The 13,799-nt window shown below is 50.7% G+C and carries 13 protein-coding genes; 11 read left to right on the top strand and 2 right to left on the bottom strand.

Going from position 1 to position 13,799, the window contains the following annotated elements:
• Nucleotides 1-87: 87 nt before the first annotated feature.
• Together EJE49_RS11945 and EJE49_RS11940 are read left to right on the top strand one after the other, a co-directional pair.
• The gene (locus tag EJE49_RS11945; protein WP_124951126.1) at nucleotides 88-1,302 is read left to right on the top strand and encodes a GGDEF domain-containing protein; all 1,215 of its coding nucleotides are present in this window, start codon (nucleotides 88-90) and stop codon (nucleotides 1,300-1,302) included.
• 218 nt (nucleotides 1,303-1,520) lie between these two features.
• A complete protein-coding gene (locus EJE49_RS11940; protein ID WP_124951124.1) occupies nucleotides 1,521-1,898 on the top strand; it encodes a response regulator in 378 nt (125 codons plus the stop codon).
• A gap of 80 nt (nucleotides 1,899-1,978) precedes the next feature.
• On the opposite strand, the gene EJE49_RS11935 is transcribed toward EJE49_RS11940, so the two are convergent.
• Nucleotides 1,979-3,067, bottom strand: coding sequence for a TRAP transporter substrate-binding protein (locus EJE49_RS11935; protein ID WP_124951122.1), 1,089 nt, complete (start codon nucleotides 3,065-3,067; stop codon nucleotides 1,979-1,981).
• Nucleotides 3,068-3,129: 62 nt separating this feature from the next.
• Between EJE49_RS11935 and EJE49_RS11930 the strand changes: the two genes are divergently transcribed.
• Nucleotides 3,130-4,809: a glutamine--tRNA ligase/YqeY domain fusion protein gene (locus tag EJE49_RS11930; protein ID WP_124951120.1), complete on the top strand. Its 1,680-nt coding sequence runs from the start codon at nucleotides 3,130-3,132 to the stop codon at nucleotides 4,807-4,809.
• A 68-nt stretch (nucleotides 4,810-4,877) separates the two neighbouring features.
• On the opposite strand, the gene EJE49_RS11925 is transcribed toward EJE49_RS11930, so the two are convergent.
• Nucleotides 4,878-5,477, bottom strand: a complete 600-nt coding sequence (locus EJE49_RS11925; protein WP_124951118.1) for a peroxiredoxin — start codon at nucleotides 5,475-5,477, stop codon at nucleotides 4,878-4,880.
• A 188-nt stretch (nucleotides 5,478-5,665) separates the two neighbouring features.
• Between EJE49_RS11925 and EJE49_RS11920 the strand changes: the two genes are divergently transcribed.
• The 8 genes from EJE49_RS11920 to EJE49_RS11885 all read left to right on the top strand — a co-directional run bounded on the left by EJE49_RS11920 (nucleotide 5,666) and on the right by EJE49_RS11885 (nucleotide 13,797).
• On the top strand, nucleotides 5,666-6,685 hold the full coding sequence (locus EJE49_RS11920) for an AI-2E family transporter (RefSeq protein WP_124951116.1): 1,020 nt from the start codon (nucleotides 5,666-5,668) through the stop codon (nucleotides 6,683-6,685).
• Between the two features lie 63 nt (nucleotides 6,686-6,748).
• Nucleotides 6,749-8,407, top strand: coding sequence for an ArnT family glycosyltransferase (locus tag EJE49_RS11915; RefSeq protein WP_223246943.1), 1,659 nt, complete (start codon nucleotides 6,749-6,751; stop codon nucleotides 8,405-8,407).
• Nucleotides 8,404-8,775 (top strand): SMR family transporter, encoded by a 372-nt coding sequence (locus EJE49_RS11910; protein ID WP_124951114.1) that lies wholly within the window; start codon nucleotides 8,404-8,406, stop codon nucleotides 8,773-8,775. Before EJE49_RS11915 ends, EJE49_RS11910 begins: the two co-directional genes overlap by 4 nt.
• Nucleotides 8,775-9,899, top strand: a complete 1,125-nt coding sequence (locus EJE49_RS11905) for a DegT/DnrJ/EryC1/StrS family aminotransferase (RefSeq protein WP_124951112.1) — start codon at nucleotides 8,775-8,777, stop codon at nucleotides 9,897-9,899. Before EJE49_RS11910 ends, EJE49_RS11905 begins: the two co-directional genes overlap by 1 nt.
• A complete protein-coding gene (locus EJE49_RS11900) occupies nucleotides 9,896-10,837 on the top strand; it encodes a glycosyltransferase (protein WP_124951110.1) in 942 nt (313 codons plus the stop codon). The genes EJE49_RS11905 and EJE49_RS11900 overlap by 4 nt, the downstream gene beginning before the upstream one ends.
• Complete coding sequence (locus EJE49_RS11895) at nucleotides 10,834-11,757, top strand: formyltransferase (protein WP_124951108.1); 924 nt, start codon at nucleotides 10,834-10,836, stop codon at nucleotides 11,755-11,757. Before EJE49_RS11900 ends, EJE49_RS11895 begins: the two co-directional genes overlap by 4 nt.
• Nucleotides 11,758-11,784: 27 nt before the next feature.
• Complete coding sequence (locus EJE49_RS11890; protein ID WP_124951107.1) at nucleotides 11,785-12,828, top strand: bifunctional UDP-4-keto-pentose/UDP-xylose synthase; 1,044 nt, start codon at nucleotides 11,785-11,787, stop codon at nucleotides 12,826-12,828.
• Between the two features lie 69 nt (nucleotides 12,829-12,897).
• Nucleotides 12,898-13,797, top strand: a complete 900-nt coding sequence (locus tag EJE49_RS11885; protein WP_124951105.1) for a polysaccharide deacetylase family protein — start codon at nucleotides 12,898-12,900, stop codon at nucleotides 13,795-13,797.
• The last annotated feature ends 2 nt before the right edge of the window (nucleotides 13,798-13,799 follow it).

The following is a 13,799-nucleotide window of genomic DNA, read 5'->3' as shown; positions in this document are numbered from 1 at the left end:
ACAGGCCAGAATGCGCCATGAAAACAGGCTTTTCGCTGCGTTCAACATAACTTAATTCACATACATCGCACAGCATCAAAGGGACAGATGGGCCTGGATATACGCACAATCATGGTGATGATCGCCATGCTGGCCCTGCTACTGGCAGGGTTGCTGGAGCTCGCAAGACTGAATGCCGGTAATGACCGCGGCATACGCCAATGGGTTTATGCAAATTTGTGCATCGGCCTAGGACTAGGTCTCGCTTTTTTCTTCCATACTCCTACCCCCGGCTATGGCTGGGCAGTCGTCGCCGGCTCTACACTCATCTCGGCAGCAATCGGTTTGCAATATCACGGCTTACAGGAATTTAAAGGGGTGCGTAGCGATTGGCGGATAGCTGCACTCATTGTTAGCGCTGTGTTCGCCCTTAATTTCTGGCTTGCCGTATTGCAACCCGATGTCACCATCCGTTCCATAGCAAACTCATTGATCTATGCCGTGGGCTACGCAGCGTGTGCCCGCTTGCTGCTAGTACGGACTGAACCTTCCATGAAGAGTGCCTGCTGGTTTACCGGATTATCTTTCGCTTTGCTTGCACTGGTGCTGTTCGTGCGAGGACTGTTTATCTGGCATTCGCACGCAGGCATCTATCAAGGTGTCTATACACAGCTACCGGTCAACACCCTGTTGTTTTTTATCGCCACGGTAGTGCAATTATTTGTGACGTTTGGCTTTGTGCTGATGTTGAATAACCGGCTGGTTGCTGAAGTGCAAAAATTGGCATTACGCGACATGCTGACTGGCGCCTTCAATCGCCGCGACCTGGAAGCAGAGGCTGCCGTGCAGTGGGCTCGCCACCTTCGTACCGGGGATACGCTGGCAATCATGATGCTGGATATTGACTTGTTTAAATCAGTCAACGATCAATATGGACACCAGACAGGTGACGAAGTATTACGCCACCTGGCCAGGATTGCACAATCAGTCATCCGTGGCGATGATTACTTTGCCCGCTATGGCGGGGAAGAGTTTTGCATATTGATGCCTTCCACTACCGAGCAGGAGGCGCTGGTACTGGCAGAGCGACTGCGCACCACTTATGCAGCAGCGACCATAGAGTTTTCTGGAAAACCCATGAACAGCACCATCAGCGTTGGCATTGCCGACTCAATGCAAACTGATTCATCATTCTCATCACTAATCGCGGCGGCTGACCAGGCGCTATATCGTGCCAAACAAGAAGGCCGTAATCGGGTAATAGCATATGCAAATATGACAACCACATCCGAGGCCAACCTAATGCATCTGAAGATTGTTTAACATCAATCAGTTCCCAAGGAACGCAGTCTGTAAACCTTTTTAATTATCATCCACCAAATCTTTCCATGATCTTCAACATCGCTAAACTTAAACAATACAAGCTGGTATGTTTTTGTAGACCCCCTGGAATTCAAACCTTTGCATGGCTTAGCAGAAATCACATCGACCAGTAGGTTCTGTCAACCGCTTTAAAACACATAAATTGGAGATGCAAAAAGATGGATAATCTAAAAAAACCTTCAGTATTAGTGGTCGATGATGACTGCATGATGCGTGAACTGCTAAAAATAATTCTGCAAAGTGAGAAGTATGTGATTATCGGCGAAGCAACCAATGGTGAGCAGGCTGTCAAAATGTGCGCAAGATTAAAGCCCGACCTTGTGTTGCTAGATATTGCCATGCCCAAAATGGATGGTTTGCAAGCACTGGAAGAAATTCACTGGGCGAGTCCAACATCAAAAGTATTGATGGTAAGCGCGGATTCAACGATGGGTAAAGTCAGCGAAGCGTTGGAAAAGGGAGCCGCTGGTTTTATAGTTAAACCCCTTAATCCAGCAAGTGTATTGAACAGAGTAGAGCAATGTCTTAAAAAATAAAATCCGGAATGCTCACGCCATTCCGGACTGTATGCTCATTTTAATTCACCGTACAAGCTAATTGACTATAATACTGTCACTCACTTTACGTAATACAAGAAATTCTGATACGGTGCTTCTGCCACCTTAAACCATTGAATTTCGCTATCGCGGAATTTCTTCCACTCGGTGTAGATAGTTTTAAAGGCCGGATTCTTCGCGGCCTCCTCATCAAAAATCTCAAATGCGGCACGCCGCGCGGCGAGCATCACGTCCTTAGGGAAGGCGTGCAGCTTTACTCCTTGTTGTACCAGACGCATCATCGCTGGGGGATTCTTGGCATCATATTGCGCCAGCATCAGCATATTGGCTTCGGTAGTGGCAACTTCAAATGCCTGCCGATAAGCTTCCGGCAAGGCAGCCCATTTCTGCATGTTCACCATGAATGACAGCTGCGGACCACCTTCCCACCAGCCAGGATAATAATAATGCTTGGCAATTTTGTAGAAACCCAGCTTTTCATCATCATACGGCCCTACCCACTCCGCCGCATCCAGTGCACCACGCTCCAGCGCCGGGTAGATATCACCACCAGGCAGGGTTTGCGGCACAGCGCCAAGCTTGGCCATGATCTTACCGCCCAGCCCGGGAATACGCATTTTCAAACCTTTGAGATCAGCCAGCGATTTGATCTCATGACGGAACCAGCCACCCATTTGCGTGCCGGTATTGCCACCGGGAAATTGCACGATATTGTAGCTCTTGAAGAAATCGCGCATCAGTTGCATGCCACCACCAGCATACATCCATGAATTCTGCTGGCGTGCGGTCAAGCCAAATGGCACGGCGCAATCAAATGCAAACGCCATGTTTTTGCCGACATAATAATAGCTGGCTGTATGCCCGCATTCGACTGTGCCGTTCTGCACAGCATCCAGCACCTGCAAGCCCGGAACCAGCTCGCCACCGGCGAAAACGCGGATTTGAAATTTACCATTGGTGAGCGCAGCAACGCGCCTGGATAATGTCTCCGCAGCGCCATAAATCGTATCCAGGCTCTTGGGGAAGCTCGATGCCAGACGCCAGTTGATAACCGGTGCATCTGCCGCAATAGCTAATGATGGCGCGACTGCGGCTACACTCGCCAGGCCGGCACCTGCCGCACCTTTAATAAAATCTCGTCGTTGCATTTATATCCCCATTGCTTAATTAAGGTAAAATTATACGGCTAAAGATTACTCTCATACACAAAATGACTGACGCTACAGAAAAACCTGCTATTTCCAATTTTATCCGCAGCATTATTGATGACGATATTGCCAGCAATAAATGGGGTGGACGTATGGCAACGCGCTTCCCGCCGGAGCCTAACGGTTATCTGCACTATGGTCACGCCAAATCGATTTGCCTGAATTTCGGGCTGGCCCGTGATTATGGTGGTGTCTGCCATTTGCGCTTTGATGATACCAACCCGGAAAAAGAAGAACAGGAATACGTCGATTCGATTATCGATGCAGTGCGCTGGTTAGGTTTTGACTGGGGCAGCAATCAATATTTTGCTTCTGATTACTTTGACAAGCTGTATGCCTTTGCCGAATTCCTGATTGAGCGCGGCCTGGCTTATGTAGACAGCCAGAGCGCTGAAGAAATGCGTGAGCGTCGTGGCACGCATATCATCCCGGGCCAGAACAGCCCCTACCGCGACCGCAGCGCAGCAGAAAATCTGGATATGTTCCGGCGCATGAAAGCCGGTGAATTTGCCGATGGCGCCCATGTATTACGCGCTAAAATCGATATGGCCTCACCTAATTTCAACCTGCGCGACCCGGTGATTTACCGTATTCGCCACGCCGAGCATCACCGTACCGGCAACACATGGTGCATCTATCCACTGTATGACTACACGCATTGCATTTCCGATGCGCTGGAACGCATCAGTCATTCCATCTGCACGCTGGAATTCGAAGACCATCGCCCCTTGTACGACTGGGTGCTGGACCAACTGCAACCGCTACTCGGCTGGCATCCACAACAGATCGAATTTGCCCGGTTGAATCTGACCTACGTCGTGTTGTCCAAACGCAAGCTCATCACCCTGGTTGAAGGCGGCCATGTGGATGGCTGGGACGATCCACGCTTACCCACGCTGGTGGGCGCGCGGCGCCGCGGCTTTACTGCCGCCGGGTTCCGCATGTTTACCGACCGCATCGGTGTATCAAAAGCCGATTCATGGATCGATATGAGCGTGCTGGAAGACTGCATGCGCGAAGACCTGAATCTTGCTGCTGAACGGCGTATCGCGGTATTAAATCCGATCAAACTGATTATCGACAACTACCCCGAAGCGCAAAGCGAGGACTGCTTTGCACCCAATCATCCGCTCAAACCAGAGCTGGAAAAGCGCGTCGTACCCCTGTCTCGCGAATTATGGATAGAGCGCGAAGATTATATGGAAACGCCGAGCAAAGGTTATTTCCGCTTGTTCCCGGGCAATAAAGTACGACTGCGTTATGGTTATGTGATCGAATGCACCGGCGCAGATTACAACGAACAGGGTGAATTGCTGGCTGTGCATTGCAACTACCTGGCTGACACCAAATCCGGCACGCCGGGCTCGGATAGTGTTAAGGTCAAAGGCAATATTCACTGGCTATCCGCTGCGCATGCGCTGGAAACGGAAGTGCGATTGTACGATCGTCTGTTTGCTGTTGCGCACCCGGGTGCTGATGACAGGGATTATCTGCTGGACATCAATCCTAATGCAAAACAAGTGATTACTGCGTATGTTGAACCTGCTTTGGCAAGTGCGGTGGCCGAAGAAAGTTTCCAGTTTGAACGTCACGGCTATTTTGTTGCTGACCTCAAGGACAGCCTGCCTGGCAAACCAGTGTTTAATCGCACCGTCACCCTAAAGGACTCATGGGTTAAATAAGCGGCTGCGACACAAACAAAAACGGCTATCTTCGCAGATAGCCGTTTTTTTACATACAAACTGTGCGATTACAGTTTGTCAGCATTTTCCGCCAGGTATTTAGCCACACCTTCAGTGGAAGCACCCATACCTGCATCGCCTTTTTTCCAGCCGGCAGGGCAAACTTCACCATGCTCTTCAGTGAACTGCAATGCGTCGATAACGCGTAGCATTTCATCGATGTCACGACCTAACGGCAGGTCATTCACGACTTGATGGCGCACGATGCCATCACGGTCAATCAGGAATGAACCACGCAAGGCAACGCTACCATCTAGCTCCACATCGTAGGCTTTCGCGATTTCGTGCTTGATATCAGCGAGCATAGTGTATTTAACCTGGCCGATACCACCATTGTTGATCGGGGTGTTTTTCCAGGCGAGGTGGGTAAATTGCGAATCGATGGACACACTCAATACTTCCACGCCGCGCTTGGTAAATTCATCAAGACGATGATCGAAAGCAATTAATTCGGATGGGCATACAAACGTGAAATCAAGTGGATAGAAAAATATCACCACATACTTGCCTTTGGTAAATTCAGAAAAGGTGATGTCCTTGATTTCATTGTTGCCCATTACTGCGGTTGCGGTAAAGTCCGGGGCCGGTTTGCATACTAAAACTGCCATGTAAATCTCCTTAGTTAAAATTACGTTAAAAATACCGAAATCCGCTCACAAGCGATTTCATCTCTGTATAAATACCCAGCAAAATGCGTGATAAATTACGAAAAAAACGGATTCACAACTGTTAGAATCTATCTATTGCCGCAGTGCTTGTCAATTATTAGATGAAAATCATTTAAGAAAATTTATATATGCTAATAACATCAGATACACGCCCTACCGCTTCCGAAATTTCAGCCTGGATAATCGCTGCTGCTGTGCTGATTTTTGTGCTTCTGTTTCATTTGCTGCCGGCGCTACTGGCAGGGTTATTGGTATTTGAATTAGTCCATATTATTTCACCCTGGTTTGCTCGCCATTTGCCTGGTCAACGCTCCAAATTTATTGCTGTTGGGCTGTTATCATTTACCGTAATCACCTTGCTCACCTTGGCGAGTGTCGGCCTGATTGCATTTTTCCGTTCAGATGCAGGCAGCCTGACTTTGCTGTTTGATAAAATGGCAGAAATCCTGGAAAGCTCCCGTCAGATTTTCCCTGCCTGGTTGCTTACTTCCCTGCCCCCTGACGCAGAGGCATTCCGCTTAGCCATTACCACATGGCTGCGTGCCCATGCTGCAGAGTTGCAGTTGGCCGGCAAGGAGGCCGGGCGCCTGGCGGCTCATGTATTGATAGGCATGATCATTGGCGGCATGCTGGCATTGCGTGAGGTCGTCCCCATGGATCACTACAAGCCACTGGCCCGCGCCATGGCTGAACGGGCCCAGCGCATAGGTCTGGCATTTCGCCGGATTGTTTTCGCGCAAGTGCGTATTGCATCGATCAACGCCTTGTTTACTGCGATTTATCTGGTTGTTATTCTGCCTTTGGCCGGTGTGCACCTGCCGCTGACCAAAACCATGATCGCAATTACGTTCCTGGCAGGTCTGATTCCGGTGATTGGCAATCTGATGTCGAATAGTGTCATTGTGATCGTAAGCCTTAGCCAGTCGCTTAATATTGCGATCGGTTCGCTGGTTTTTTTAATTCTCATCCACAAACTGGAATATTTCCTGAATGCCCGCATTGTCGGTAGCCAGATCCATGCGCGGGCATGGGAATTACTGATAGCCATGTTGTTGATGGAATCGATATTCGGCCTTACCGGGGTAGTTGCCGCGCCGATTTATTACGCTTATATCAAGGATGAATTGGTTGGGCGCGGCTGGGTGTAAGCGTTTTATCTTTGTTATAATCCTTACTTTCGCGCACTGCTTAGCCACAGGTCACCTATTGCTTTGAACTCAAATCGCTCTGCTACCCCGCAAATTCTGCTCTGGTTAATGTTTGCACTGACGGCCATCCTCTGGTTTGCCACACTCGATCACAATGCGCTGGTTCGGCCGGATGAAGGTCGCTATGCGGAAATTCCACGTGAAATGGTTCAGTCCGGCGACTGGGTCACTCCACGGCTAAACGACCTCAAATATTTTGAAAAACCAGCTTTGCAATATTGGGCGACTGCTGTTGCCTACAGCATGTTTGGTGAGCACAACTGGACAGCCCGACTATGGGCAGCATTGACCGGCTTCATGGGCATATTGCTGGTCTATCTGACCGGATCACGCCTGTATAACCAGCGTGCGGGCATCATGGCTGCTTTGGTGCTGGCGAGCAGTTTCCTGTATTTTGCAATCGGCCACATCAATATCCTCGACATGGGTGTGAGCTTTTTCATGAGTCTGAGTCTGGCAGCGCTGGTACTGGCGCAACGCCCGACGGCTACCGAATCTGAAACCCGCTGGTGGATGTATGTCTGCTGGGCCGGTATGGGGCTATCCATGCTGAGCAAAGGCTTGATCGGCGTCGCCATCCCGGGCGCAGTATTGATACTGTATACGCTGATCCAGCGTGACTGGGGATTATGGAAGCGGCTGCATTTGACCATCGGCTTGCTGATATTTGCTGCAATCACCGTACCCTGGTTTGTTATGGTGTCGCATGCCAACCCGGAATTTCTATGGTTTTTCTTTATCCATGAGCATGTACTGCGCTACCTGACGCCGATCAGCGGGCGTGTTCATCCATGGTATACCTTTATTCCCGTGGTGCTGCTGGGCATCCTGCCCTGGTTAGCACCAATGTTGCACGCGCTATGGCGTGGCTGGGAGCGTCGGCCAACGACACTGGATAATTTCCAGGTTAATCGCATGCTGATGGTATGGATAGCGTTTATCTTTGTGTTTTTTTCCGTCTCGCATTCCAAGCTGGTGCCGTATATTTTGCCGATTTTCCCGGCATTGGCGTTGCTGATTGGTGAGCGGCTCAGCAAAATTTCCGGCAAGACCCTGGCCTGGCAAATCAGCATCATGGTGCCGATTGCGCTGGCTGCCTGGTGGTTTGCACCATTAGCCAGCAAAGGCGCCAGTGCAGAAGTCCCTGCTGCTTTATATGACAACTTCATCCCATGGATACAAGCCGCCGCACTGTGCTGGCTGGTTGGTGCGGTGATGGCGATGTGGCTGGCACGCCGCGAACAGATCATCGCTGCTGTTTCAGTCATGGCGGTGGCCGGCCTGCTGATGGGGCAATCTGTTTATATCGGCTACAACGCACTGTCGCCGGCAAGCTCTGCTTACCTCATTGCGCAACAAATCAAGCCTTACCTCAAACCGGGTGTGCCGTTCTACAGTGTTGCGATGTACGAGCAAACTCTGCCACCCTATCTGCAACGCACAATGACGTTGGTTGCGCACCCTGACGAGATGTATTTCGGTATTGAGCAAGAGCCGCACAAATGGATACCGGATGTCGCCACCTTCTTGCAATTATGGCGCCAGCAACCTTATGCTCTGGCTGTGATGTCGCCAGTTTATTATCAACAATTTGCAGAACAAGGACTCCCTATGCGTGTGATAGCCCGTGATACCCGTCGTGTCGTGGTGGAGACACCATGAGCGCAGTCAGTTGGATCCTGATTTTATCGGGCGTGATGCTGAATGCAGTGGCGCAACTGCTCCTCAAGGCCGGCACCAACAGCATAGGCACTTTCGCCTTTAATGCTAATAACATCGTGCCCATCGGCTTCAAGCTGGCTACTGAACCACATATTATTGGCGGCCTGGCCTGCTATGTGATCAGCGTAGTGGTCTGGATCATGGCGTTATCCCGCGTCGAAGTCAGCGTTGCTTATCCCATGCTGTCATTTGGCTACGTGGTCAATGCGCTGGCAGCGTGGTGGCTGTTTGGCGAAGCCGTCAGCATAGAGCGCATGATAGGCATAGGCGTGATTATTTTTGGCGTATTTTTAATAACGAGAAGTTAATGGAATTCTTACCGTTTACCCGTCCCACCATAGACGAAGCAACCATACAGGCGGTCAGCGATGTGCTGCGCTCCGGCTGGCTCACCAGCGGCCCCAAAGTACAGGCGTTTGAAGCGCAATTATCAGCATTGATGGGCGGTCGCGACGTTCGCAGCCTGAATTCCGGCACGGCCGCTCTGGAAATTGCACTGGATCTGATTGATATCCAGCCGGGCGACGAAGTCATCACCACGCCGCTATCCTGGGTCGCTACGGCCAATGTCATTGTACTGGCGGGCGCGAAGCCGGTATTTGTCGACATTGACCCTCATACCCGCAACATCGATCTGAATCTGATAGCAGCCGCGATCACCCCGCGCACACGTGCCATCATTGCCGTTGACTTGGCAGGGCTGCCAGTTGATCGTGATGTGCTCTATGGCATTGCCAATAAGCATCAATTACGTGTGATTGAAGACGCTGCGCAATCATTCGGTGCCAGCTGGGGTGGCCGTTCTATCGGCAGCTTTGGCGATCTGGTGGCATTCAGCTTCCATGCTAATAAAAACCTCACCACTGGCGAGGGTGGCTGTCTGGTACTGCCAGATTCTGCCATGGTGCCTATGTGTGAAAAACTGCGTTTGCAAGGCGTGGTGCGCGCAGCTGATGGGACGATGGAAGTAGATGTCGCCGGCGGCAAATTCAACCTTACCGATATTGCTGCCGCGATAGGTCTGGGACAATTACCGCATCTGACTGAGTTTACCCAGCGCCGCCGCGAATTGGCTCAGCATTATTTCACCAAATTCGACACTAGTCTGGGTTGTGAATTACCCATCGCCAATTTCACTGATAGTAACTGGCACATGTTCCAGATAGTGTTGCCACTGGCGCACATGAGCATCAGCCGCGGCGAATTTATCGCGCGCATGAAAGCCCGTGATATTGCAGTTGGCGTGCATTACCCGCCTATCCACCTATTCAAGCTGTACCGTGCTCTGGGCTATACCGAAGGGCAGTTTCCTCATGCCGAGCACGTCGGTGCGGGTATCGTCACCCTCCCCCTATTCCCAACCATGACGCAGAGCGATGTTGAACGCGTCTGCTCAGCATGTGCTGAAATACTCACCGAGGTCAAGTTATGAGCAGTCCGCAATTATCTGTTGTCATTCCGGTTTATAACGAAGAACAAGGCTTGCAGGTGCTGTTTAACCGGCTCTACCCAGCGCTGGATGCACTCAAACTGAGTTACGAAATCATTTTCATCAATGACGGTAGTCGTGACCGTTCTGCAGCGATGTTGCGTGAGCAATTCAATATCCGGCCGGATGTTACTCGCGTGGTGTTGCTGGCAGGTAACTTTGGCCAGCACATGGCTATCATGTCCGGTTTTGAACATTGCCGTGGTGAACGGATTGTCACGCTGGACGCCGATTTGCAAAATCCGCCAGAAGAAATCCAAAAACTGCTGGCGAAAATGGACGAAGGCTATGACTACGTTGGCGGTGTGCGCCAGCAGCGACAAGATTCATCCTGGCGACGTCATGCATCATGGGCCATGAATAAATTACGTGAACGCATCACCCATGTGGTAATGACCGATCAGGGTTGCATGTTGCGTGCCTATAGCCGTGAAATTATTTTCGCGATCAATCACAGCAAGGAAGTCAACACCTTCATCCCTGCACTGGCTTATACCTATGCCCGCCATCCTGGCGAAGTTCAAGTTGCGCATGAGGAACGCGCAGCAGGCGAATCGAAATATTCGCTGTATCAGTTGATCCGCCTGAATTTCGATCTGGTTACCGGCTTCTCGCTGGTGCCGTTGCAAATGTTCTCACTGGTGGGTGTCGGCTTATCAATCTTATCGGCTTTTTTTGTCGCCTATCTGGCCTATCGACGCATTTTTTACGGTCCGGAAGTTGATGGTGTATTCACCCTGTTCGGCATCATGTTCTTTTTGATGGGCGTGATCTTATTTGGTATTGGTTTGCTCGGAGAATACATCGGCCGTATCTACCAGCAAGTACGTCAACGTCCGCGCTATCTGATTGAAACTGTATTAGAGCAAGAAAAACCATGACCCGCGCGGTTGTCTTTGCCTACCATGATGTCGGCGTACGCTGTTTATCGGTATTGATCGATGCTGGCGTCGAGATTGCGCTTGTCGTCACACATCAGGATGCGCCTGGCGATCTGATCTGGTTTGATAGTGTTGCCGAGCTCGCCGCACGCTACGCCATCCCGACCATCACACCGGATGATCCCAACACACCGGAAATCGTTGCGCAGATTACAGCGCTGGCTCCCGACTTCATCTTCTCGTTCTACTACAAGCTGATGATCAAGACACCGCTATTGGCAATACCGAAACAAGGCGCATTGAATCTGCATGGATCGTTATTGCCAGCTTATCGCGGACGCGTGCCGGTAAACTGGGCCATCATCCACGGTGAAACCGAAACCGGTGCCACCCTGCATTACATGACAGAAAAACCCGATGCCGGCGCCATTGTCGAACAGACCGCTGTACCCATATTAGGCGACGACACTGCTGGCGATGTATTCCGCAAAGTCACCTGTGCGGCCGAGATCACGCTGCATCGGGCCTTGCCTGCACTGATCGCTGGAACCGCAGCAGCAAAACCGCAAGATTTGACGCAAGGCGGTTACTTTGGCGGTCGCCGTCCCGAGCATGGCAAAATCGACTGGTCACTGTCCGCCAATGCAATTCACAATCTCATTCGTGCCGTAGCGCCCCCTTATCCCGGCGCTTATACTACTTTGTCAGGCAAGCCATTACGTGTATTGCGCAGCCGCATGATTGATCAAAAAGCAAACAACGATGCCAAGTCGGTGTTTTTTTGCGATAATCATGGCTGTTACGTTCATTGCAGCGGTGGTGGCACCTTACAACTGCTTGCGCTGGAGTGGGATGGGAAGCATATCAACCCCGCTGAATACCTTGCGGTATTTGGTAATGAAGCATTATATTTAGCTTAACTTCAACAACTTAATCAAGAGACTTTCATGAAAAAAATCCTCATTTTGGGTGTTAACGGTTTTATCGGTCACCACTTGTCCAAGCGTATTCTGGAAACCACAGACTGGGAAGTCTACGGCATGGACATGATGCAGGATAAAGTTGCTGAATTTGCCGGTAATCCCCGCTTCCATTTCTTTGAAGGTGATATCACCATCAATAAGGAATGGATTGAATATCATGTTAAAAAATGCGATGTGATACTGCCACTGGTAGCGATTGCTACACCAGCAACCTACGTGAACGATCCATTACGTGTATTTGAACTGGATTTCGAAGCTAACCTGCCTATCGTGCGTCAATGTGTTAAATACCACAAACGCCTGTTGTTCCCATCGACCTCAGAAGTATATGGCATGTGCCATGATGAGCAGTTTGATCCGGAGAACTCGGAACTGGTACTTGGTCCTATCAACAAGCCGCGCTGGATTTACTCCTGCTCCAAGCAGTTAATGGACCGCGTGATCTGGGCATACGGCATGAAAGGCGAACTGGACTTTACCTTGTTCCGTCCATTCAACTGGATTGGCCCGGGTCTGGACAGTATTCACACGCCGAAAGAAGGCAGCTCACGTGTCATCAGCCAGTTCCTTGGCCATATTGTGCGTGGCGAAGATATCAAGCTGGTTGACGGCGGCAGTCAGAAACGTGCCTTCACCGATATCAATGACGGCATTTCTGCATTGATGAAGATTATCGAAAACAAGGATGGCGTTGCTTCCGGCCAGATTTACAACATTGGCAACCCGGTCAACAATCACTCTATCCGTACTTTAGCAACCATGATGCTGGATCTGGCGAAGAAATACCCGGAATACAGCACCACTGCGGCTAAAGTGAACATTGTGGAAACCACATCCGCAGCTTATTACGGCAAAGGTTATCAGGACGTACAGAACCGCGTTCCGAAGATCGACAATACCATGCAAGATCTGGACTGGAAGCCTGAATACACCATGGAACAGGCGCTTGCACACGTATTTGATGCCTACCGCGATCAAGTTGGCGCAGCGCGCGCATTAATGGATTAATTCCACCCTTACAGTACGGACAAACCGTGTCCGTACTGTGTTCTCCGCCCTGCCCCTTAATAAAAAATCATGCGCCTCCTCGCACTCAAAATCGACGTAGACACTTATCGCGGCACCCGCGAAGGCGTACCGCAATTAGTGGAAATGCTGACACGTCATGGTGCAGGAGCGACATTTCTCTTCAGCCTTGGCCCGGACCATACCGGACGCGCCGTGCGCCGTGCATTGCGGCCTGGCTTCATGAAAAAGGTATCGCGCACTTCGGTACTGGAACATTACGGCCTGAAAACCCTGCTCTACGGCACACTGCTACCCGGACCCGATATTGGCCGTAAATGCGCGCCGATATTACGTGATGTTGCGGCTGCCGGTTTTGAAACCGGCATCCACACCTTTGACCATGTCAAATGGCAGGATAACGTTGCCAGGCAAAGTCCAGCCTGGACCCAGCGTGAAATGAATAAAGCCTATCAGCGTTATCAGGAGGTGTTCGGAGTCCAACCGACTACGCACTGTGCTGCCGGCTGGCAGATGAACGATGCCGCGTATTTGCAAGAACAGCAGTGGGGCATGGCTTACGCATCAGATTCACGCGGCACGCATCCCTTTATTCCGGTGCTGACCAATGGTGCAACCAGTTGTCCACAGCTCCCTACCACCCTGCCCACGCTTGATGAAGTGATCGGCACCGATGGTATCGATACCGATAACGTAGCAGATGCCATTTTGCGCATGACTGCTGAAGAAACACCTTATGGCCATGTGTATACGCTGCATGCTGAACTCGAAGGCCAGAAACTCTCGCCGATATTCGAGCAACTGCTCAGCGGCTGGAAACGACAAGGCTATGAATTAGTCAGCCTTGCCGACTATTATGCCGCCCTGGACATCAGCAAGCTACCCAAAGAACATGTGATCCAGGGCGAAATACCGGGTCGCTCCGGCACTCTGGCACTGCAGTCCAGCTAAAT

Source organism: Sulfuriferula thiophila, from assembly GCF_003864975.1.
GTDB classification, from domain to species: domain Bacteria; phylum Pseudomonadota; class Gammaproteobacteria; order Burkholderiales; family Sulfuriferulaceae; genus Sulfuriferula; species Sulfuriferula thiophila.
The sequence above is the reverse complement of the archived record's forward strand: the minus strand, read 5'-3'. Positions and strand labels throughout refer to the sequence as shown.

Coding starts and splice junctions, on each gene's coding strand:
- EJE49_RS11945 (WP_124951126.1), top strand. CDS start 88: ATGGGCCTGGATATACGCACAATCATGGTGATGATCGCCATGCTGGCC.
- EJE49_RS11940 (WP_124951124.1), top strand. CDS start 1,521: ATGGATAATCTAAAAAAACCTTCAGTATTAGTGGTCGATGATGACTGC.
- EJE49_RS11935 (WP_124951122.1), bottom strand. CDS start 3,067: ATGCAACGACGAGATTTTATTAAAGGTGCGGCAGGTGCCGGCCTGGCG.
- EJE49_RS11930 (WP_124951120.1), top strand. CDS start 3,130: ATGACTGACGCTACAGAAAAACCTGCTATTTCCAATTTTATCCGCAGC.
- EJE49_RS11925 (WP_124951118.1), bottom strand. CDS start 5,477: ATGGCAGTTTTAGTATGCAAACCGGCCCCGGACTTTACCGCAACCGCA.
- EJE49_RS11920 (WP_124951116.1), top strand. CDS start 5,666: ATGCTAATAACATCAGATACACGCCCTACCGCTTCCGAAATTTCAGCC.
- EJE49_RS11910 (WP_124951114.1), top strand. CDS start 8,404: ATGAGCGCAGTCAGTTGGATCCTGATTTTATCGGGCGTGATGCTGAAT.
- EJE49_RS11905 (WP_124951112.1), top strand. CDS start 8,775: ATGGAATTCTTACCGTTTACCCGTCCCACCATAGACGAAGCAACCATA.
- EJE49_RS11900 (WP_124951110.1), top strand. CDS start 9,896: ATGAGCAGTCCGCAATTATCTGTTGTCATTCCGGTTTATAACGAAGAA.
- EJE49_RS11895 (WP_124951108.1), top strand. CDS start 10,834: ATGACCCGCGCGGTTGTCTTTGCCTACCATGATGTCGGCGTACGCTGT.
- EJE49_RS11890 (WP_124951107.1), top strand. CDS start 11,785: ATGAAAAAAATCCTCATTTTGGGTGTTAACGGTTTTATCGGTCACCAC.
- EJE49_RS11885 (WP_124951105.1), top strand. CDS start 12,898: ATGCGCCTCCTCGCACTCAAAATCGACGTAGACACTTATCGCGGCACC.